Genomic DNA, 20,165 nt, shown 5'->3' with positions numbered 1-20,165 from the left:
GTTCATTGTCAGGCGAGGGCTCTACGCCCAGCGCCAAAGATCCGCGATTGTATACCTGAAACTGATAGGTTCTGGCTATGTCTGCAATTACTCAGGCACGATCCAGCTTACCGTGGTGTGGCCGATACCGTTCGGCACCAGCTTGCTGTGCAGCCATGGCAGAACGGCGTTCATCTGCTGTTCCAGCTTCCACGGCGGGTTGATAACAATCATGCCGGACGCGGTCATGCCGCGCTGATCGCTGTCCGGGCGTACCGCCAGCTCGATTTGCAGGATTTTACGGATGCCGGTGGCTTCCAGGTCTTTGATCATGCGTTTGATTTGCGCACGCAGGACGACCGGATACCACAACGCATAGGTGCCTGTCGCAAAGCGCTTATAGCCTTCGTGAATGCCCGTAACCACAGCCTGGTAATCGGTTTTGATTTCGTACGGCGGGTCGATGAGGATCAGGCCACGACGAGACACCGGCGGCAGTTTGGATTTGAGTTGTTGATAACCGTCGGCTTTTTCCACGCGCGCACGATCGTCTTTCTGGAACTCTGAGCGCAGCAGCGGGAAATCGCTTGGGTGCAGTTCAGTCATCATCAGGCTGTCTTGTTCACGCAGCAACTGGCGGGCAATCAGCGGTGAGCCTGGGTAGTAGCGCAACTGACCGCTGCGGTTGAAATGCTGTACCACGCTGATGTATGGCTCCAGTTCGGCAGGCAGATCGTCTTGCTGCCAGATACGGGCGATACCTTCCAGATACTCACCGGTACGCTCGGCATGCTCGCTGCTTAACTGGTAACGGCCCGCGCCCGCATGGGTGTCCAGATAGAGAAACGGTTTATCTTTCTCTTTCAGTGATTCGATGATCAGGCTCTGAACGGTATGTTTGAGAACGTCGGCGTGGTTGCCAGCGTGGAAGCTGTGGCGATAACTGAGCATGGGTAAAGGGGTTCCGGAAAATAAACGAATTAGCAGATAGTTTACCGCAGAAACGTCCAAATTACCTGACCTTGATGTTTTCTGAATTCACCCTTAATGAGGAATAGCACAGGTATTTTCTTTTCCTGGAATTTATTCTGGAGTGAACACTTCGCAGACGAGAACAGCAGGATGTTTACGAGCAGAGATGAGATTGAAGAGAGCCTGGTGGAAGCTGGAGTTAATCCCAAAGAGGCCAGAATACTCGCGCAGCAGGCCCGGCCCGCAACACGCCTTATCCCGCATCCTGTTGATAATGAAGAGAGCATCCCTGTTGGTATGACGAAAATCGGCGGCAGACCCGATTTACCGGAAGGCGTCGAATGGCCATGGCGCTCGGCTTATCCAGAGAAAGCGAGTTGCATGGCGAGTTTCCGTGAAAGGGCAACCAGGACAGTGGATGACTGGCGTTGGGGAACGCTGGAGCAGCGGATTGAAAACTGTGAAGAGGCAAAGCGCGATCTTTATGCAGTAGAACATGCTTTTCCCTTATCGTTTATTGCCCAGATCAATTTCGCTGAGATGTGGGGGGGAGAGTTGAATGAGTGTATGCCGTGTGAAGGGGTACTGTATCTTTTTTACGATTTGATCGTGCAACCGTGGGGCTGCGATCCTAAAGAGAACGTGGGCTTTTCTGTTCTTTATATTGCTTCTGACACGAAATTAATTCGCCGAGAAATTCCAGAACAACTGTTGTGGCTGGATTGCTGGAGTACTATGAGGCCAGTAAACAGGTGTGAAACTGAGAAAAAGTTATCTCTTCTACCCTACGGAACAGCGCAATGGGAACTATCCAGGCTTTCCGATGAGACGGCGGGCATTGTTGCTGGCTGGCGCAAGGCTCTGGATGATTTTCCTGGTAGTCAGATTAGCGGTTGGCCTGATGTTATGCAGGATGATATGCAGGTTGGTTGTGCGTTTGTAAGCTCCGGTCATGTCTGTGACGGTGATAATATCTACACAGTAGTAGATTCAGAATCAATTCGCGCCACTGCGACCGAATGGATATTGCTGGCGCAATTCGATTCTGAAGATATCGGATGGATGAATTGCGATTGGGGACGGCTTTATCTGTGGATCAAACGCAGCGACCTGATTGCGCGTCGCTTTGAGCGGGCGCAATTGATTCAGCAATGCGACTGAAAGAAAACCCAGCATCACCTTCATCATTGAAATTCACTACACTTAACCCCATGCTACATACATTACATAGCGGATGGCGATGTAACGCGTCTTATCCGATCTACAGGCGTAGGTCGGGTAAGGCGCAGCCGCCACCCGCCAACAACGCGCATACGCGTTTGTTTCCCCCTTTTTAACCAGGACTGTGCATATGACGAATCCATTACTGACTCCCTTCGAACTGCCACCGTTTTCCGCAATCAAGCCTGAGCATGTTGTTCCCGCCGTCACCAAAGCGTTGAACGACTGCCGTGAAAATGTGGAACGCGTGGTAGCGCAGGGCGCACCGTATTCCTGGGAAAACTTATGCCAGCCGCTGGCAGAAGTCGATGATGTGCTGGGGCGTATTTTCTCGCCGGTCAGCCATCTGAACTCGGTCAAAAACAGCCCGGAACTGCGCGAAGCTTACGAACAAACTCTGCCGCTGTTGTCGGAATACAGCACCTGGGTCGGTCAGCATGAAGGGCTGTATAAAGCGTATCGCGACCTGCGCGACGGCGATAATTACGCCACGCTCTCGACGGCACAGAAAAAAGCGGTCGATAACGCGCTGCGTGATTTCGAACTGTCCGGGATCGGGTTGCCGAAAGAGAAACAGCAGCGCTACGGTGAAATTGCGACGCGCCTGTCTGAACTGGGCAACATCTATAGCAACAACGTACTCGATGCCACCATGGGCTGGACAAAACAGGTGAGCGACGAAGCGGAACTCTCCGGCATGCCGGAAAGCGCGCTGGCTGCCGCCAAAGCGCAGGCCGAAGCCAAAGAGCTGGACGGCTACCTGCTGACGCTGGATATCCCAAGCTATCTACCAGTGATGACCTACTGTGACAACCAGGCCCTGCGTGAAGAGATGTATCGCGCCTACAGCACCCGTGCCTCCGATCAAGGCCCGAATGCCGGTAAATGGGACAACAGCCCGGTGATGGCGGAAATCCTCGCCCTGCGTCACGAACTGGCGCAACTGCTGGGCTTCGAAAGCTACGCCTTTAAATCACTCGCCACCAAAATGGCGGAAAACCCGCAGCAGGTGCTCGAATTCTTAACCGATCTGGCCAAACGCGCGCGTCCGCAGGGTGAAAAAGAGCTGGCGCAACTGCGTGCCTTCGCGAAGGCGGAATTTGGCGTCGATGAGCTGCAACCGTGGGATATCGCCTACTACAGCGAAAAACAGAAACAGCACCTCTACAGCATCAGCGACGAACAGCTGCGCCCGTACTTCCCGGAAAACAAAGCCGTTAACGGCCTGTTTGAAGTGGTGAAACGTATTTACGGCATCACAGCCAAAGAGCGCAAAGATGTTGACGTCTGGAACCCGGAAGTGCGCTTCTTCGAGCTGTATGACGAAAATAACGAACTGCGCGGTAGCTTCTACCTCGACCTGTACGCGCGTGAACACAAACGCGGCGGGGCGTGGATGGACGACTGCGTTGGTCAGATGCGCAAGCTTGATGGCTCGCTGCAAAAACCGGTCGCCTATCTGACCTGTAACTTCAACCGTCCGGTCAACGGCAAACCGGCGCTGTTTACGCATGACGAAGTGATCACCCTGTTCCATGAATTCGGTCACGGCCTGCATCACATGCTGACCCGCATCGAAACCGCAGGCGTTTCCGGGATCAACGGCGTGCCGTGGGATGCGGTCGAACTGCCGAGCCAGTTTATGGAAAACTGGTGCTGGGAGCCGGACGCGCTGGCGTTTATCTCCGGTCACTACGAAACCGGCGAACCGCTGCCGAAAGAACTGCTCGATAAAATGCTGGCGGCGAAAAACTACCAGGCGGCGCTGTTTATCCTGCGTCAACTGGAGTTTGGCCTGTTCGACTTCCGCCTGCACGCGGAATTTAACCCAGAGCAGGGCGCGAAAATCCTCGAAACCCTGGCGGAAATCAAGAAACAGGTTGCCGTGGTGCCGGGGCCGTCATGGGGCCGCTTCCCGCACGCCTTCAGCCACATCTTTGCCGGTGGTTATGCGGCGGGTTACTACAGCTATCTGTGGGCCGATGTGCTGGCGGCGGATGCGTTCTCCCGCTTCGAAGAAGAGGGGATTTTCAACCGCGATACCGGGCAGTCGTTCCTTGATAACATCCTGACGCGCGGCGGTTCTGAGGAGCCAATGGCGCTGTTCAAACGCTTCCGTGGCCGTGAACCGCAGCTTGATGCAATGCTGGAGCACTACGGGATCAAAGGCTAATCAGTCAGTGAAAATCTGTTTACTTGATGAAACGGGCGCCGGAGACGGCGCCTTATCTGTTCTTGCCGCCCGCTGGGGGCTGGAGCACGATGAAGACAACCTGATGGCGCTGGTGTTAACGCCGGAGCATCTTGAACTGCGCAAGCGCGATGAGCCAAAGCTTGGCGGCATCTTCGTGGATTTTGTCGGCGGGGCGATGGCGCACCGACGCAAATTTGGCGGCGGTCGCGGTGAAGCGGTGGCAAAAGCAGTCGGCATCAAGGGCAGCTATTTGCCGGACGTGGTTGACGCCACGGCGGGGCTGGGGCGCGATGCCTTTGTGCTGGCCTCGGTGGGTTGCCATGTGCGGATGCTGGAACGCAACCCGGTAGTGGCGGCGCTGCTCGATGATGGCCTGGCGCGCGGCTATGCCGACCCGGAAATTGGCGGCTGGTTGCAGGAACGCTTGCAACTGATCCACGCCTCCAGCCTGACGACGCTCGCGGATATCACCCCGCGTCCGCAGGTGGTGTACCTTGACCCGATGTTTCCGCATAAGCAGAAAAGCGCGCTGGTAAAGAAAGAGATGCGCGTATTTCAGTCGCTGGTGGGGCCCGATCTCGACGCGGATGGATTGCTGGAACCCGCGCGGTTGCTGGCGACAAAACGCGTGGTAGTGAAGCGGCCAGACTATGCGCCGCCGCTCGCGGACGTGGCGACAACCAACGCGGTGGTCACGAAAGGGCATCGGTTTGATATTTATGCGGGGACGGCGGAATAAGGGTGGTGCGGCCTGGGCCCCCTCACCCTAACCCTCTCCCACTGGGAGAGGGGACCGATCATGCCAATGGTGAAAGTTGTGCGGTTTTCTCCCTCTCCCTGTGGGAGAGGGCCGGGGTGAGGGCCTCTACACAAACGGCGCGTACGGATCGGCCATCTCAAACGCCGCTGTTCTCTCCGCTTTCGGCGGGTAAATCAGCTCGCTAACGATCGACACCTTCAACTTCTTCGCTTCTTCGCGCGTCAGTTTTACCTGCTGATCCCAGCCCTCGGTATACACCGCGCCCCAAGCGCCGAGATCCAGACAGGTGACGTACATCTCCTGGCGATACGGCGACGGTTCCACACTCAGCAGGCTGGCAGCGGCGTTATTCCCGGCGAATTTGCCCAGCAGAATCGCATGCTGGCAGGTCATCAGCGCGTGGTTGCCTTTGTCATCCGTTGCCGCATACGCCACGTCGCCGGTGGCGAAAATCTCTTCATGGCCGACAACCTGAAGATTCGCATCCACATGCAGACGCCCCTGGCGATCGCGCGGCGCATCAATCTGCGCCGTCAGGCCGCTTGCCTGCACGCCTACGGTCCAGATAACGGTCGAAGAGTCGATTCGCTGCCCGTCTTTCAGCGTGACGCCTGCTGCGTCCACCGATTCGACTTCGGCATTCACTATCCATTCGACGCCCAGCTCGTTTGAAGCATCAATGACCACATTACGCAGTTCTTCACTGTAACGTGAACCTGGCTGTGCGCCGCGCTCAACTACGACTACTCTGGTCTTAGCATTTGAGCCAAGAATGTCGCGCAGACGGCCTGGTAATTCCATCGCCATCTCAATACCGGTAAACCCGCCGCCGCAGACGACGACGGTATTACGCGCGTCGCTTTCAGATTGAGAGGCCAGGGATTCCAGATGTTTTTCTAAAACGGCCGCGCTCTCCAGCTGATCGAGATCGAACGCATGCTCAGCGACGCCTGAAACAAATGAACGGTTTACGTGGCTACCGCTCGCCAGAACCAGACGGTCGTAGGGGTGCTGATGCATTTCGCCATCGGCATCTTTCCAGCTCACGCTACGCGAGTCTGTGTGAATATCCGATACGGTGCCACGCAGGAATTTCACGCCGGTGACGTCGAATAGCGGCATCAGTGGGGAAACCAGCGTTTCAACGTGGCTTTCATAAAAACGCGGGCGAACACGTAGCTCTGGCTGCGGAGCTATCACTGTAATATCAATAGCCTGATTATCATGCTTGTCCGCCAGGCGCGCCGCGCTCAGGGCTGCCCACATTCCGGCAAAACCGGCTCCTACGATCAAAATTTGTTTACGCATCGCTCATTCACTCTGTTAACGTCGATTAATTGACTCGGATTTTATTGGTCGTAGTATGAAAAGGCAATGTGAAAAATCATTTTGTGAGGAAGGTGATGGTTATCGCATTGATAAATCATTATTTATTTTTTAATGTATTTGGCTATGCAAGTAAGCATCTGGATTGCCAAGGGCAAAATAGCTACAATAACTCAGAGTTATATTGGCTGAGATTAAAGCATGGCATTTTACAGTTCCGGGGTTGAGTACGGCATCCATAGCCTGATGTGCATGGTAGACAGTAAGGGCGACGCCCGTGATATGAGCGTGCGTGAAATAGCTGAGCTGCAAAGCGTGCCTTATGACTACCTCGCCAAAATCTTTACCCGTCTGTCAAAAGCCGGGCTGGTGCGCAGCATTGAAGGAAAGGGCGGCGGTTTTCAGCTGGCTAAACCCGCGGAGCACATTACGGTGAAAGACGTGGCTGTTGCTATCGACGGTGAGAAACGCATCTTTGAATGCCGCGAAATTCGCCAGCGGCTGGCTGTGTTTGATGAACAGCCGCCGGAGTGGGCGTGTGAAGGCATCTGCGGCGTGCGCTCGGTAATGGACATGGCACAGCAGCGAATGGAAGAGGCGCTGGCTCAGCACACGATCCTCGACCTTGCCCGCAAGATGTACCGCAAAGCGCCGGATGAATTTGTTATCGAGGTGCAGGACTGGATTGCGGCGCGCAAAGCGTAGTGAATTGCCTGATGGCGCTGCGCTTATCAGGCCTGGGTACTTAACAAAACGCCCGCAAAAGCGGGCGTTTTCATTATGCGCGAGAGGCGATTACTCCTCTTCTTCGTCGCGCAGCGGAACAATCAACATATCCACGTGAACGGTGTTGATCAACTGACGAGCAGAAGACATCAGCTTGCTCCAGAAGTCCTGATGATGACCGCAAACCACCAGGTCCATATCGTATTTCTTGATGGCGTCGACCAGCACCTGGCCCAGATCGCCGCTGCCGCTCAGGGTTTCGGTAATCGGGTAACCCGCATTGGTGGACAGCTCAGACAGCGCATGATGCGTCTCTTCCGAAATGCGTTTCTGCATGTCGCCCAGATTCACATCGATAAGGCCGGTATAGAGATCGGAGTAATTCACATCAACATGAATCAGGGAAACTTTCGCGTTGTATGGGCGTGCCATAGATACGGCTTTCTCAACCAGCACTTTGCTCTCTGGTGAAAGGTCTACCGCGATAAGAATGTGTTTGTAAGCCATGGTGTTACTCCTTCCATAAAGTTGTCGATGACCAATGGGCGTTAAGTCGCCCGCGTCCTGCATGTCGATTGCGCGGGGGTTTAGCCCTGCCTAAAATCTGCTGCATCCGAGGATGCTAATCAGGCCTTGTAATAATCTTAAAGACCTCATTGTAGAAGATATTTCTACATTATAGCGACCGGGTCTGCGCGTCAATGCGACGCGATCACCAATTTGTTAAACAAATTTTTCGCAACACTCGTATTGATAACGCTTAAGGTTGTGGTAAAAAATTTCACTAATCTCCTACACTATTTAATGAGCCGGTCGGGCAAATAAACGTGATCGGATTCTCACCTTTTTCACTGAGCTGTCTAGAGCTATTGGTTATCGGGGTGCGGTAGCCCGGGAGGCGTCTCCTTTGGGCGGGTCGCCGGGGAGGAGGTATGATCAGCACAATCGCGCTGTTTTGGGCCCTGTGTGTCGTCTGTGTGGTGAATATGGCACGCTATTTCTCGTCGTTGCGTGCATTGCTAGTGGTACTGCGTGGTTGCGATCCCTTGCTCTATCAATATGTTGATGGTGGTGGGTTTTTTACCTCACATGGCCAACCCAGCAAGCAGGTGAGGCTGGTTTGGTACATTTACGGTCAGCGTTATCGCGACCATCATGACGACGAGTTTATTCGCCGCTGTGAACGCGTGCGCCGCCAGTTCATTTTGACCAGTTCGTTGTGTGGATTAGTGGTGGTAAGCCTGATTGCACTGGCTCTCTGGCATTAATCTTTCAACATAAAAAAAGACGGGCCAGTTTCCTGACCCGTCTTTTTTGTCTGCCTGAAGATTAGATAATCTTCAGAGCCAGCCAGTACAACCCGCCTGACAGCAGAATCGACGCTGGCAGCGTGAAGACCCAGGCCATCAGGATGTTGGTGACGGTTTTACGTTGCAGACCGCCGCCGTCCACGATCATCGTACCCGCCACGGAGGAGGAGAGAACGTGGGTGGTGGATACCGGCATCCCGGTATAACTTGCCAGGCCGATGGATACCGCAGAGGTCATCTGCGCCGCCATACCCTGTGCGTAGGTCATGCCTTTCTTACCGATTTTCTCACCGATGGTGGTCGCCACGCGACGCCAGCCAATCATCGTACCGCAGCCCAGCGCCAGCGCTACTGCCATGATGATCCAGATTGGCGCGTACTCGATGGTATTGAGCATATCGCCTTTCAGTTTCTTCAGCAGACGCTGATCGTCAGCGCTCACTTCCGGCAGCTTAGCGACTTTGTCGGTGGTATCAGAGATACATAGCATGATGCGACGCAGCTGACTACGCTGCTCGACGCTCAGTTTGTCGTAGGTCTCGATATCCGCCAGCATATTCTTCACGCGGGTTAACGCGTAGAGAGAGTTTGCCGGATGACAGTGCAGCTCGCCAGAAGGCGTGATGGCGGTGTCAGGCTCAGGAATGATTTGGTCAACGCCAGTCACTTTTTTCAGCAACGCAGGGTGCTGCTGATAGAAGACTTCAACGTTATTGATAGCATCACGGGTACGGGTGATTTCGTAGCCAGACGCGTTCATGTTGACCACGAACCCTGCCGGAGCCACGCCAATCAGTACCAGCATGATCAGACCAATGCCTTTCTGACCGTCGTTCGCGCCATGAGAGAACGCGACGCCGATAGCCGAGAGGATCAGCGCGATACGCGTCCAGAATGGCGGCTTTTTCTTACCGTCTTTCTTTTCACGCTCTGCTGGCGTCAGGTGGATACGCGCACGTTTTTTCGTACCGCTCCAGTAGCGACGCAGCAGGAACACCAGACCACCTGCGAAGACCAGGCCGACAATCGGTGACACAATGAGGGAAGCAAAAATATTTAACACTTTCGGAATGTTAAGCGCATCCACCACCGATGTGCCGGTCATCAACGCATTGGTTAAACCAATACCGATAATCGCGCCAATCAGCGTGTGGGAACTGGATGCCGGCAGACCAAAATACCAGGTGCCGAGGTTCCAGATAATCGCAGCCAACAACATGGAGAAGACCATGGCGAGGCCGTGCGCCGAACTGACATTCAACAGGAGGTCCGTCGGTAACATATGCACGATGGCATAGGCTACGCTCAGGCCGCCCAGCAGAACGCCGAAAAAGTTAAAGATAGCCGCCATGGCAACCGCAAGCTGCGATCGCATAGCGCGAGTATAAATCACGGTTGCCACTGCGTTTGCTGTGTCATGGAAGCCGTTAATCGCTTCGTAGAACAGAACAAAAATCAGAGCAAGTACCAACAAAAGCCCGGTATGTAAATCCAGACCTGCGAACAAATGTAACATAGTACGTTACGCCATTTTGAGGACATGAACGCGCGGCATTATCATGGACTTTGGCAGCGCGGGCAAAGTGAAATATAGACTTTTTTTGATATTTCCCCATCTTTGTATAAACAGTGAAAATGATTTTTTAAGACTTTTCAAATGGATATGCAGGATTGTCTTATATTTCACTGGTAGGACATGCATGAAAAATTTACACTTCCCGACAATCTCTAAGTTGAGGATAGTGCGTGGAAAGGTTTGATGCCATTGTAATTGGGGCAGGTGCCGCAGGAATGTTTTGTGCCGCGCAGGCCGGGCAGGCGGGCCTGCGCGTACTGCTGCTGGATAACGGTAAGAAGCCGGGACGCAAGATTTTGATGTCCGGCGGTGGCCGCTGCAACTTTACTAATCTTTATGTCGAACCGGCGGCATATCTCAGCCAAAACCCGCATTTTTGCAAATCTGCACTGGCGCGCTACACCCAGTGGGATTTCATCGACCTCGTCGGAAAACACGGCATTGCCTGGCATGAGAAGACGCTGGGGCAACTTTTCTGCGATGATTCTGCCGAGCAAATCGTGAAGCTGCTGGTGGATGAATGTGCAAAAGGCAATGTTACGACACGCCTGCGCAGCGAAGTATTGAGCGTTGAGCGTGATGAAGCAGGCTTTAGTCTGCAACTCAACGGTGAAACGGTCACCACGAAAAAACTGGTGATTGCCAGTGGTGGATTATCGATGCCGGGTCTTGGCGCATCGCCATTTGGTTACAAAATTGCCGAACAATTTGGCCTGAAGGTTCTGCCAACTCGCGCGGGGCTGGTGCCTTTCACACTTCACAAACCGATGCTGGATGTTTCCCAAACCATCTCCGGTGTTTCCGTTCCTTCAGTGATTAGCGCTGAAGACGGCACCGTTTTTCGTGAAAGCCTGTTGTTTACCCATCGCGGCCTCTCCGGCCCGGCGGTGTTGCAGATTTCCAGCTACTGGCAGCCAGGGGAGTTTGTCACCATTAACCTGTTGCCGGATATCGACCTTGCCGAATTCCTTGATGCGCAGCGCGCGGAACACCCGAATCAGAGTCTGAAAAATACCCTGGCAATGCATCTGCCGAAACGTCTGGTGGAGTGTTTACAGCAGTTGGGGCAGATTCCGGATGTCACGCTGAAACAGCTTAATGTGCGCGATCAGCAAACGCTGGTGGAGACCTTAACCGAATGGCGCGTGCAGCCCAACGGCACGGAAGGTTATCGCACGGCGGAAGTGACGCTGGGCGGTGTGGATACCAACGAACTCTCTTCCCGAACCATGGAAGCACGCAAGGTGCCGGGGCTGTATTTCATTGGCGAAGTGATGGATGTCACCGGCTGGCTGGGCGGCTATAACTTCCAGTGGGCATGGTCGAGTGCCTGGGCCTGTGCGCAGGCGTTAGGCGAATAACGCCGGGGGCGCTGCGCTTGCCCGGCCTACAAGGGCACAAACCCGTAGGCCTGATAAGCGAAGCGCATCAGGCAAAAAGCGCCAGACTTCCCGGCGCTTTGTCGTTATGCGTGAAAATTGTTTTTCAGCGCCACCAATCCATCCTGATAGATACCGGTAAACAGCGCTTCAGCCTCGGCATCAGAAACGTTAACCGGCGTAAATTCTCCTGACCACTCCACGCGGGAAATCCGGCTATCGTCAGTAGCAACGACGGTAATCGTCGACAGATAATCCACCACCGGGAACGGCGCCTGAATAATGGAGTAGGTATAGCTCCGCTGACGGTTGTCGAACGCTTCCAGGCGCTCAATGACGGTACCGCCATCAGAGGTGGTCAGCGAGCGAACGCGCCCACCTTCAGAAATGACGCTTTTTGGGATGAACGGCAACCAGTCAGGCAGGGTGTCGAAGCCACCCATTAACTGCCAGATGTCATCGGCGGATGCGGGGATTTCAATAGAGACCAGTGTCTTAGCCATGATATTTTCTCTCTTAGTTTTCAATTTATTAGGGTTACATTGTTAAGGTATCGACGACACCGCCATCGACGCGAAGGGCGGCGCCCGTCGTTGCCGATGAAAGCGGTGATGCCAGGTATACGGCCAGATTCGCGACTTCTTCGACATCCGCCGCGCGCTGGATAATTGAGCTTGGGCGCGAGGACTTCACAAATTCATCGGCCTGATCGCGCAGGCTGCGGCCTGACTGTTTTGCTGCGTCGGCGAGCATTGCCTGCAGGCCATCGGTAAACGTTGGCCCCGGTAAAATGGCGTTAACGGTGACGCCAGTGCCAGCCAGTCGTTTGGCCAGGCCGTGTGAAACGGCGAGGTTGGCCGCTTTCGTCACGCCGTAGTTGATCATGTCGCCAGGGATAGCGACGCCAGACTCGGAAGAGACAAAAATAATGCGCCCCCAGCCTTGCTTCGCCATAGTGGCGGCATAGTGCCGGGACAGGCGTACGCCAGAGAGCACATTGGTGCTGTAGAACTGCGACCACTCGCTGTCGGGTACAGTGAAAAAGTCGTTGTCGTTAAAAATGCCAAGGTTATTCACCAGTACGTCGGCTTCAGGTACCGCGGCAAACAATGCGTCGGCACCGTCAGCCGTCGCCAGGTCGGCAACCACACCGCGTAACGCGGCACCGGGAACCTGTGCGGTGATGCTTTCAATGGCACGAGTGACGCCATCCTGTTTACGGCCAACCACTACCACGGTCGCGCCCGTTTTGGCTAAACCTGTTGCGATCCCAAGGCCAATGCCCGAGGTTGAGCCGCTCACCACGGCGACTTTGCCGGTAAGATCAAGTTTCATATATTTTCTCGTCGCGTTGTTGGGGCCTTGCGGCCCCGTGAGGGTTAACGGATTGGCAGTGGTGCGTTTTCGGCAACCAGATTCTGGCGGCGCATCTCTTCCCAGAAAGCTGCCGGGATAGTGGCTTTCAGTGCGGCCAGGTCTTCCGCCATGCGGCCAGGACGGCTGGAGCCAGGAATGACGGCGGCAACAGCCGGGTTTGCCAGCGCGAACTGCAGTGCCGCAGCTTTTACATTGACGTTGAACTGCGCAGCAATTGACTGAATTTTCGCAACTTTCTGACGCATTTCAGGCGATGCCTTCTGGTATTCAAAGTAATCACCGCCCGCCATAACACCAGAGCTGTAAGGGCCGCCGACTACGATATCGACATTCTGTTCCAACGCTTCCGGCATCAAACGCTGCAATGCGCGAGAGTGGTCAAGCAGCGAGTAGCGGCCCGCCAGCAGGAAGGCATCGGGCTGCGGTTCATCCAGCGCCAGCGTTAATTCTGGCGGCTCAACGCGGTTAACGCCCAGCCCCCACGCTTTGATGACGCCTTCATCACGCAGACGCGACAGCGTGCGGAAAGCACCGGTACGGGCAATGTTGAACTGCTCCAGCCAGTTGTCGCCGTAAAAATCTTGTGCAGGATCGTGGATCCAGACGATATCAATACGGTCCGTTTTCAAACGTTTCAGGCTGTCTTCAATCGAACGCATGGTGGCGTCGGCGGAATAGTCGTTGAGAATTTTGTTTTTCAGGCCGTGCTCGAAAAGCCCGCCTTTCTCACCGAAATCACGGTTTGCCGGATCTTCCATTTCGTCCAGCATGATGCGGCCGACTTTGGTGCTCAGTACATATTCATCGCGTGGATACTGTGACAGCGCTTCACCCATGCGAATTTCAGAAAGGCCGGAACCGTATAACGGCGCGGTATCAAAATAACGAACGCCCAGGTCCCAGGCTTCTTTAACGGTAGCCAGCGCTTCTTCTTGCGGAATAGCACGGAACATATTGCCCAGCGGCGCGCCGCCAAAACCGATGTTTGCAGGTAACAGATTTTTAATGCTCATAAGATGTCCTCTTTATCTGGAATACAGGAAGGGCGTTTTCGCTCTCGTCCTGTGACGCTGATCACATTACCTTGCCAGGTTGTGACTTGATAGGACATAATTAGTCTAACTTTAGTCCTTTGAGGTCTAACGTGATCGATTTACGACAACTGAAATACTTCGTCGCGGTGGCGGAAGAGGAACATGTCGGGCGTGCGGCAGAGCGGTTACATATCTCGCAATCACCGCTCAGCCGTCAGATAGCGCAACTGGAGGAGCGTCTTGGGCTGATGCTATTTGAGCGTAACCAGCAGCGTATTCGCCTGACGGCAGATGGGCAGACGTTTCTGGCGGAGACGCGCTCGCTGTTAACGCATGCCACGCGCCTGGAGTCGCTTGGGAAGCGTCTGGGGCGTGGTGAAGATGGCGGACTGTGTATTGGTTTTATAGAAAATGCGATGCACTCCGGCGTACTTTCCACTGCCCTGCGCACATTACGTCAGTCTCGCCCGGATGTGCATATCGCGCTCTACAGCCAGCCCCCGGCTACGCAAATCGAAGGGCTGCGTCAACGTAGCCTGGATTTTTCGCTGGTGGATGCGCCGCCGTCAGAAGGTGAGCAGGATCTGGAATATATTCAGGTACTTGATGACAGAATGTTGCTGGCGTTACCGCAGAACCACCCGCTGGCGTTGCTCGATACGTTACGCCCGGAACAACTGGCTGAGCAGGAGTGGATTGCGGTTGTCCATAATGATGACGCACATTCGCGTGATGGTTTTGTGGCGGCCTGCGTGAAGGCTGGGTTTAACCCGGATATCCGTCTGGAAGCGGGAGAGCCATTAACTGCGCTGGGGCTCGTGGCCGCCGGGCTGGGGCTGGCGCTGATTCAGCACAGTCTGCGCCATAATGCGCCGGAAGGCGTGGTACTGCGCGAACTGCCCTGGATGCACTACTCCACTCAGTTGTGGGCCGCCTGGCATAAAGCGAATCAGCGCCCGCTGGTCTCGCACTTCCGGGAAATTCTGCGCGCCAACCCCACTGCCGCTACCGTCTGATAACCCAAAGCAGCAAGGATGCTGCCAAAAGAACACAATAGACATACAAAAATCAGGTGTTACTATCACATTGACAGTATCAATGAGTACGCGTGTTTCATTTACGGCCAGGAACGCTGATGATGACAACATTACTACCCGATTTCGCAATACCTTCATCCAGCACTCTCCTTTACGGTGAGCGTCATCCTGACGCCTGTACACCGTCTGGCTCTCTCTCTTCTTTCCTTCTTATCCCGGAGGGGAATCGTCGCTGAACGCTTGTTCGGTGCGCTTTGTGACACGCGTGGTTAGCTAACAGGGATTATGGCGGGTCGAGTATGGACAATATTAAGCGTCATTTGACGTGGTGGATCATTGGCATTGTGGTGGTGGTGGCTGCCGTGGCGTGGTGGATGCTACGCCCCGCAGGCGTGCCGGAGGGTTTCGCCGCCAGCAATGGCAGAATCGAGGCCACGGAAGTGGATATCGCGACCAAAATCGCCGGGCGCATCGACACCATTCTGGTCTCGGAAGGGCAGTTTGTACGTCAGGGCGAGGTGTTAGCGAAGATGGACACCCGCGTGCTGAACGAGCAACGCCAGGAAGCTATCGCGCAAATTAAAGAAGCGGAAAGCGCGGTCGCGGCAGCGCGAGCTTTGCTGGAGCAGCGTCAGAGCGAGATGCGTGCGGCGCAGGCGGTGGTGAAGCAGCGTGATGCCGAGCTGGCATCCGTCTCTAAACGTCATACCCGTTCGCAGACGCTATCGACGCGCGGCGCGGTGTCCGCGCAGCAGTTAGATGACGATCGCGCGGCGGCAGAGAGCGCACGTGCGGCGCTGGAGTCGGCAAGGGCGCAGGTTTCGGCATCCAATGCGGCGATTGAAGCGGCGCGCACCAATATCATTCAGGCACAAACCCGCGTCGAAGCGGCGCAGGCTACCGAGCGGCGCATTCAGGCTGATATCGACGATAGCGAACTGAAAGCCCCGCGCGACGGGCGTGTGCAGTATCGCGTCGCTGAGCCAGGCGAAGTGCTGGCGGCGGGCGGCAGAGTGCTCAATATGGTCGATCTCAGCGATGTTTATATGACCTTCTTCCTGCCGACCGAGCAGGCGGGTTTGCTGAAGATTGGCGGTGAAGCGCGTCTGGTGCTTGATGCCGCGCCCGATCTACGTGTTCCGGCCACCATCAGCTTTGTGGCGAGCGTCGCCCAGTTCACGCCAAAAACCGTGGAAACGCGCGATGAGCGGTTGAAGCTGATGTTCCGCGTGAAGGCGCGTATTCCACAGGAACTGCTGCAACAGCATCTTGAGTATGTAAAAACCGGGCTGCCGGGTATGGCGTGGGTGCGTCTGGATGAACAGCAACCCTGGCCTGATGACCTGGTGGTGAGGCTGCCGCAATGATCGGCCAGGTACGGGAGCCTGTCGCGCAGCTTGAAGGCGTCGGCCAGCGTTACGGCGCGACGGTGGCGTTAAAGAACATTACGCTGAACATTCCCTCACGCTGCATGGTGGGATTGATTGGCCCGGATGGCGTGGGGAAATCGAGCCTGCTGTCGCTGATTTCCGGTGCGCGGGTGATTGAGCAGGGCAATGTGATTGTGCTTGGCGGCGATATGCGCGATGCGGCGCACCGTCGCGATGTCTGCCCGCGTATCGCCTGGATGCCGCAGGGGCTGGGCAAAAACCTCTATCACACGCTGTCGGTGTATGAAAACGTCGATTTCTTCGCACGACTGTTTGGCCACAACAAAGCGGAGCGTGAAGCGCGGATCAGCGAACTGCTGAACAGTACCGGTCTGGCCCCGTTCCGCGATCGCCCCGCCGGGAAGCTCTCTGGTGGGATGAAGCAAAAGCTGGGGCTGTGCTGCGCGTTGATCCACGACCCGGAACTGCTGATCCTCGATGAACCTACAACCGGCGTTGACCCACTTTCACGCGCGCAGTTCTGGGATCTGATCGACAGCATCCGCGAACGGCAAAGCAACATGAGCGTGCTGGTCGCGACCGCGTACATGGAAGAAGCCGAGCGCTTCGACTGGCTGGTGGCGATGAACGCCGGGGAAGTGATGGCGACGGGCAGCGCGCAACAGCTACGGGATAAAACCGGCAGCGAGACGCTGGAGCAGGCATTCATCGCCCTGTTGCCAGAGGCGCAGCGGCAGGCGCATAAACCGGTCGTCATTCCGCCGTATCAGGCAGAAAATGCAGAAATCGCCATTGAAGCACGCGATCTCACCATGCGTTTCGGCGATTTTGTCGCGGTCGATCATGTGAACTTTCGCATTCCGCGCGGCGAGATTTTTGGTTTTCTCGGCTCCAACGGCTGCGGCAAATCGACCACCATGAAGATGCTCACCGGCCTGTTGCCTGCCAGCGAAGGTGAAGCCTGGCTGTTCGGCCAGCCCGTTGATCCGAATGACATCGAAACCCGCCGCCGTGTGGGGTATATGTCGCAGGCGTTCTCGCTTTACAGTGAACTCACCGTGCGGCAAAACCTGGAGCTTCACGCCCGTCTGTTTCATATTCCTGAAGCGGAAATCCCGGCGCGAGTCGCGGAAATGAGCGATCGCTTCATGCTCGCCGACGTCGAGGACGCGCTACCCGCCTCGTTGCCGCTGGGCATTCGTCAGCGATTGTCGCTGGCGGTGGCGGTGATCCATCGCCCGGAAATGTTGATTCTGGATGAACCGACCTCCGGCGTTGACCCGGTGGCGCGCGATATGTTCTGGCAACTGATGGTTGATTTGTCGCGGCAGGATAAAGTCACTATTTTCATCTCCACCCACTTTATGAACGAAGCGGAGCGCTGCGACCGCATGTCGCTGATGCACGCGGGTAAAGTGCTGGCCAGCGGCACGCCGCAGGAACTGATTGAGCGCCGTGGCGCGGCGAATCTGGAAGAGGCGTTTATCGCCTGGCTTCAGGAAGCGTCCGGCCCTGCGCCGCAGGTGCCGCCGCCAGACGACATCCCGGTGACGCATGACGCGCCAAAACCGCCGCGTCAGGGCTTCAGCCTGCGCCGCCTGTTCAGCTATAGCCGCCGGGAAGCGCTGGAACTGCGTCGCGACCCGGTACGTTCTACACTTGCGATGCTCGGCACGGTGATTCTGATGTTGATCATGGGTTACGGCATCAGCATGGACGTCGAAAACCTGCGCTTTGCCGTGCTCGATCGCGATCAGACCATGAGCAGCCAGGCGTGGTCGCTCAATCTTGCCGGTTCCCGCTACTTTATCGAACAGCCGCCGCTCACCAGCTATGACGAGCTGGATAAACGAATGCGCGCAGGCGACGTGGCCGTGGCGATTGAAATTCCGCCCAACTTTGGCCGAGATATCGCGCGCGGTACGCCGGTGAAAATCGGCGTCTGGGTGGATGGCGCGATGCCGAGTCGGGCGGAAACGGTGCAGGGTTACGTGCAGGCGATGCACCAGACCTGGCTACAGGACGTCGCCAGCCGCCAGTCGACGTCAAACGCGCAGAACGGCCTGATGACCATCGAAACCCGCTATCGCTATAACCCGGATGTAAAAAGCCTTCCGGCGATTGTGCCTGCGGTTATTCCACTGCTGTTGATGATGATCCCCTCAATGCTCAGTGCGTTAAGCGTGGTGCGTGAAAAAGAGCTGGGGTCGATCATCAACCTCTACGTTACGCCGACAACGCGTAGCGAATTCCTGCTCGGCAAGCAGTTGCCCTACATCGCGCTGGGGATGCTCAACTTCTTCCTGCTATGCGCGTTGTCGGTGTTTGTATTTGGCGTTGACCACAAAGGCAGTTTCCTTACTCTGACGCTGGCGGCGCTGCTGTATGTCACCATCGCAACCGGCATGGGGCTGCTGATTTCCACCTTTATGAAAAGCCAGATCGCTGCCATTTTTGGCACCTCGATCATTACGCTTATCCCGGCGACGCAGTTCTCCGGGATGATCGATCCGGTGGCGTCGCTGGAAGGGCCGGGGCGGTGGATCGGCGAGATCTACCCGACCAGCCATTTTCTGACCATCGCGCGCGGGACGTTTTCGAAGGCGCTGGATCTGGGCGATCTCTGGCCGCTGTTCATTCCGCTGCTGATTGCCGTGCCGCTGGTGATTGGCCTGAGCGTGCTGCTGCTGAAAAAACAGGAGGGATGATGCGCCGATTACGCAATATTTATAACCTGGGCATCAAGGAGCTGCGCAGCCTGCTGGGCGATAAAGCGATGCTGGCGTTGATTGTGTTTGCGTTTACGCTGTCGGTTTACTCGTCGGCAACGGTCACGCCGGGGTCGCTGCATCTGGCGCCGATTGCTATCGCGGATATGGACCAGTCGCAGCTTTCTAACCGTATTGTGAACAGCTTCTACCGCCCGTGGTTTCTGCCGCCGGAGATGATCACTGCCGATGAAATGGACGCCGGGCTGGATGCCGGGCGCTATACCTTCGCGGTGAACATCCCGCCCAATTTTCAGCGTGATGTGCTGGCCGGGCGTCAGCCGGATATTCAGGTGAACGTCGATGCCACGCGTATGAGCCAGGCGTTTACCGGCAATAGCTACATCCAGAGCATTATCAACGGCGAGGTGAATAGTTTTGTCGCGCGCTACCGCGATAACAGCGAGCCGCTGGTGGCGCTGGAAACGCGGATGCGTTTTAACCCGAACCTTGAGCCTGCGTGGTTCGGCGGGGTGATGGCGATTATCAACAACATCACTATGCTGGCGATTGTGCTGACGGGCTCGGCGCTGATCCGCGAACGCGAGCACGGCACCGTTGAGCATTTGCTGGTGATGCCAATTACGCCGTTTGAAATCATGATGGCCAAGATCTGGTCGATGGGGCTGGTGGTGCTGGTGGTGTCCGGATTGTCGCTGGTGCTGATGGTGCAGGGTGTGCTGGGCGTGCCGATTGAAGGATCGATCCCGCTGTTTATGCTCGGCGTGGCGTTAAGTCTGTTTGCCACCACGTCTATCGGAATTTTCATGGGCACGGTGGCGCGCTCGATGCCGCAACTGGGGCTGTTAATGATTCTGGTGCTGTTGCCGTTGCAGATGCTCTCCGGCGGCTCGACGCCGCGCGAGAGCATGCCGCAGATGGTGCAGGACATTATGTTGTCGATGCCGACCACCCATTTTGTCAGCCTGGCGCAGGCGATTCTCTATCGCGGCGCCGGGTTTGATATCGTCTGGCCGCAGTTTGTCACGCTGCTGGCGATTGGCGGGGTATTTTTTATGATTGCCCTGCTGCGGTTCAGAAAAACGATTGGGACGATGGCGTAGCCTGGGGTTGCCGGATAAGGCGCAGCCGCCATCCGGCATTTCCCTGCACCG

The 20,165-nt window shown here is 55.8% G+C and carries 18 protein-coding genes; 11 read left to right on the top strand and 7 right to left on the bottom strand.

The annotated features are described in order from the left end of the window. Positions 1 to 87: 87 nt before the first annotated feature. Complete coding sequence (locus tag AC1MKH_RS23155; RefSeq protein ID WP_276218913.1) at positions 88 to 930, bottom strand: 23S rRNA (adenine(2030)-N(6))-methyltransferase RlmJ; 843 nt, start codon at positions 928 to 930, stop codon at positions 88 to 90. Between the two features lie 171 nt (positions 931 to 1,101). Between AC1MKH_RS23155 and AC1MKH_RS23150 the strand changes: the two genes are divergently transcribed. From AC1MKH_RS23150 to rsmJ, 3 genes are all read left to right on the top strand, one after another. Then, a complete protein-coding gene (locus AC1MKH_RS23150) occupies positions 1,102 to 2,112 on the top strand; it encodes a DUF1963 domain-containing protein (protein WP_015962595.1) in 1,011 nt (336 codons plus the stop codon). Positions 2,113 to 2,302: 190 nt separating this feature from the next. Then, complete coding sequence (gene prlC, locus AC1MKH_RS23145) at positions 2,303 to 4,345, top strand: oligopeptidase A (RefSeq protein ID WP_276218910.1); 2,043 nt, start codon at positions 2,303 to 2,305, stop codon at positions 4,343 to 4,345. A gap of 7 nt (positions 4,346 to 4,352) precedes the next feature. Further along, entirely contained in the window at positions 4,353 to 5,105 is a 753-nt protein-coding gene (gene rsmJ, locus AC1MKH_RS23140) for a 16S rRNA (guanine(1516)-N(2))-methyltransferase RsmJ (RefSeq protein WP_108476771.1), read from the top strand. Positions 5,106 to 5,231: 126 nt separating this feature from the next. Here rsmJ and AC1MKH_RS23135 read toward each other — a convergent pair whose 3' ends face one another. Next, positions 5,232 to 6,434 (bottom strand): NAD(P)/FAD-dependent oxidoreductase, encoded by a 1,203-nt coding sequence (locus AC1MKH_RS23135; RefSeq protein WP_276218908.1) that lies wholly within the window; start codon positions 6,432 to 6,434, stop codon positions 5,232 to 5,234. A 219-nt stretch (positions 6,435 to 6,653) separates the two neighbouring features. Here AC1MKH_RS23135 and AC1MKH_RS23130 point away from each other — a divergent pair, with 219 nt between their 5' ends. After that, positions 6,654 to 7,157 carry an RrF2 family transcriptional regulator gene (locus AC1MKH_RS23130; protein ID WP_149464078.1) on the top strand — a complete coding sequence of 168 codons (504 nt, stop codon included), beginning with the start codon at positions 6,654 to 6,656 and terminating at the stop codon, positions 7,155 to 7,157. A gap of 90 nt (positions 7,158 to 7,247) precedes the next feature. Here AC1MKH_RS23130 and uspA read toward each other — a convergent pair whose 3' ends face one another. Continuing rightward, the gene (uspA, locus tag AC1MKH_RS23125; RefSeq protein WP_004106650.1) at positions 7,248 to 7,685 is read right to left on the bottom strand and encodes a universal stress protein UspA; all 438 of its coding nucleotides are present in this window, start codon (positions 7,683 to 7,685) and stop codon (positions 7,248 to 7,250) included. Between the two features lie 425 nt (positions 7,686 to 8,110). Between uspA and uspB the strand changes: the two genes are divergently transcribed. Continuing rightward, on the top strand, positions 8,111 to 8,446 hold the full coding sequence (uspB, locus tag AC1MKH_RS23120) for a universal stress protein UspB (RefSeq protein WP_015962600.1): 336 nt from the start codon (positions 8,111 to 8,113) through the stop codon (positions 8,444 to 8,446). Positions 8,447 to 8,507: 61 nt separating this feature from the next. On the opposite strand, the gene pitA is transcribed toward uspB, so the two are convergent. Next, positions 8,508 to 10,004, bottom strand: coding sequence for an inorganic phosphate transporter PitA (gene pitA / locus AC1MKH_RS23115; RefSeq protein WP_015962601.1), 1,497 nt, complete (start codon positions 10,002 to 10,004; stop codon positions 8,508 to 8,510). 230 nt (positions 10,005 to 10,234) lie between these two features. On the opposite strand from pitA, the gene AC1MKH_RS23110 reads away from it, so the two are divergent. Continuing rightward, positions 10,235 to 11,425, top strand: a complete 1,191-nt coding sequence (locus AC1MKH_RS23110; protein ID WP_276218902.1) for a BaiN/RdsA family NAD(P)/FAD-dependent oxidoreductase — start codon at positions 10,235 to 10,237, stop codon at positions 11,423 to 11,425. Positions 11,426 to 11,529: 104 nt separating this feature from the next. On the opposite strand, the gene AC1MKH_RS23105 is transcribed toward AC1MKH_RS23110, so the two are convergent. The 3 genes from AC1MKH_RS23105 to AC1MKH_RS23095 are packed head-to-tail and all read right to left on the bottom strand — an operon-like array spanning position 11,530 to position 13,833. Next, positions 11,530 to 11,946, bottom strand: a complete 417-nt coding sequence (locus AC1MKH_RS23105; protein WP_231825992.1) for an SRPBCC family protein — start codon at positions 11,944 to 11,946, stop codon at positions 11,530 to 11,532. Positions 11,947 to 11,980: 34 nt separating this feature from the next. Further along, positions 11,981 to 12,778 (bottom strand): SDR family NAD(P)-dependent oxidoreductase, encoded by a 798-nt coding sequence (locus tag AC1MKH_RS23100; protein WP_276218899.1) that lies wholly within the window; start codon positions 12,776 to 12,778, stop codon positions 11,981 to 11,983. A gap of 44 nt (positions 12,779 to 12,822) precedes the next feature. Then, the gene (locus tag AC1MKH_RS23095) at positions 12,823 to 13,833 is read right to left on the bottom strand and encodes an aldo/keto reductase (protein ID WP_189624052.1); all 1,011 of its coding nucleotides are present in this window, start codon (positions 13,831 to 13,833) and stop codon (positions 12,823 to 12,825) included. Between the two features lie 131 nt (positions 13,834 to 13,964). Between AC1MKH_RS23095 and AC1MKH_RS23090 the strand changes: the two genes are divergently transcribed. The 5 genes from AC1MKH_RS23090 (at position 13,965) to AC1MKH_RS23070 (ending at position 20,114) form a co-directional block, all read left to right on the top strand. After that, positions 13,965 to 14,870 (top strand): LysR substrate-binding domain-containing protein, encoded by a 906-nt coding sequence (locus tag AC1MKH_RS23090; protein WP_276218897.1) that lies wholly within the window; start codon positions 13,965 to 13,967, stop codon positions 14,868 to 14,870. A 119-nt stretch (positions 14,871 to 14,989) separates the two neighbouring features. Further along, positions 14,990 to 15,127, top strand: coding sequence for a hypothetical protein (locus AC1MKH_RS23085; RefSeq protein ID WP_276218895.1), 138 nt, complete (start codon positions 14,990 to 14,992; stop codon positions 15,125 to 15,127). 63 nt (positions 15,128 to 15,190) lie between these two features. After that, positions 15,191 to 16,258: an HlyD family secretion protein gene (locus AC1MKH_RS23080; protein WP_276218893.1), complete on the top strand. Its 1,068-nt coding sequence runs from the start codon at positions 15,191 to 15,193 to the stop codon at positions 16,256 to 16,258. Beyond that, positions 16,255 to 18,990: a ribosome-associated ATPase/putative transporter RbbA gene (rbbA, locus tag AC1MKH_RS23075; RefSeq protein ID WP_276218891.1), complete on the top strand. Its 2,736-nt coding sequence runs from the start codon at positions 16,255 to 16,257 to the stop codon at positions 18,988 to 18,990. Before AC1MKH_RS23080 ends, rbbA begins: the two co-directional genes overlap by 4 nt. After that, positions 18,990 to 20,114: an ABC transporter permease gene (locus AC1MKH_RS23070; protein ID WP_231825998.1), complete on the top strand. Its 1,125-nt coding sequence runs from the start codon at positions 18,990 to 18,992 to the stop codon at positions 20,112 to 20,114. The genes rbbA and AC1MKH_RS23070 overlap by 1 nt, the downstream gene beginning before the upstream one ends. The last annotated feature ends 51 nt before the right edge of the window (positions 20,115 to 20,165 follow it).

Source organism: Pseudocitrobacter sp. CD920760 (genome assembly GCF_057782505.1).
Note: the sequence above shows the minus strand (reverse complement) of the source record. Positions and strands in the feature narration are given on the sequence as shown.

Excerpts from the sequence above, each read along its gene's own strand:
- AC1MKH_RS23155 (WP_276218913.1), bottom strand. The coding sequence starts at position 930 with ATGCTCAGTTATCGCCACAGCTTCCACGCTGGCAACCACGCCGACGTT.
- AC1MKH_RS23150 (WP_015962595.1), top strand. The coding sequence starts at position 1,102 with ATGTTTACGAGCAGAGATGAGATTGAAGAGAGCCTGGTGGAAGCTGGA.
- prlC (WP_276218910.1), top strand. The coding sequence starts at position 2,303 with ATGACGAATCCATTACTGACTCCCTTCGAACTGCCACCGTTTTCCGCA.
- AC1MKH_RS23135 (WP_276218908.1), bottom strand. The coding sequence starts at position 6,434 with ATGCGTAAACAAATTTTGATCGTAGGAGCCGGTTTTGCCGGAATGTGG.
- AC1MKH_RS23130 (WP_149464078.1), top strand. The coding sequence starts at position 6,654 with ATGGCATTTTACAGTTCCGGGGTTGAGTACGGCATCCATAGCCTGATG.
- uspA (WP_004106650.1), bottom strand. The coding sequence starts at position 7,685 with ATGGCTTACAAACACATTCTTATCGCGGTAGACCTTTCACCAGAGAGC.
- uspB (WP_015962600.1), top strand. The coding sequence starts at position 8,111 with ATGATCAGCACAATCGCGCTGTTTTGGGCCCTGTGTGTCGTCTGTGTG.
- pitA (WP_015962601.1), bottom strand. The coding sequence starts at position 10,004 with ATGTTACATTTGTTCGCAGGTCTGGATTTACATACCGGGCTTTTGTTG.
- AC1MKH_RS23105 (WP_231825992.1), bottom strand. The coding sequence starts at position 11,946 with ATGGCTAAGACACTGGTCTCTATTGAAATCCCCGCATCCGCCGATGAC.
- AC1MKH_RS23100 (WP_276218899.1), bottom strand. The coding sequence starts at position 12,778 with ATGAAACTTGATCTTACCGGCAAAGTCGCCGTGGTGAGCGGCTCAACC.
- AC1MKH_RS23095 (WP_189624052.1), bottom strand. The coding sequence starts at position 13,833 with ATGAGCATTAAAAATCTGTTACCTGCAAACATCGGTTTTGGCGGCGCG.
- AC1MKH_RS23085 (WP_276218895.1), top strand. The coding sequence starts at position 14,990 with ATGATGACAACATTACTACCCGATTTCGCAATACCTTCATCCAGCACT.
- AC1MKH_RS23080 (WP_276218893.1), top strand. The coding sequence starts at position 15,191 with ATGGACAATATTAAGCGTCATTTGACGTGGTGGATCATTGGCATTGTG.
- rbbA (WP_276218891.1), top strand. The coding sequence starts at position 16,255 with ATGATCGGCCAGGTACGGGAGCCTGTCGCGCAGCTTGAAGGCGTCGGC.
- AC1MKH_RS23070 (WP_231825998.1), top strand. The coding sequence starts at position 18,990 with ATGCGCCGATTACGCAATATTTATAACCTGGGCATCAAGGAGCTGCGC.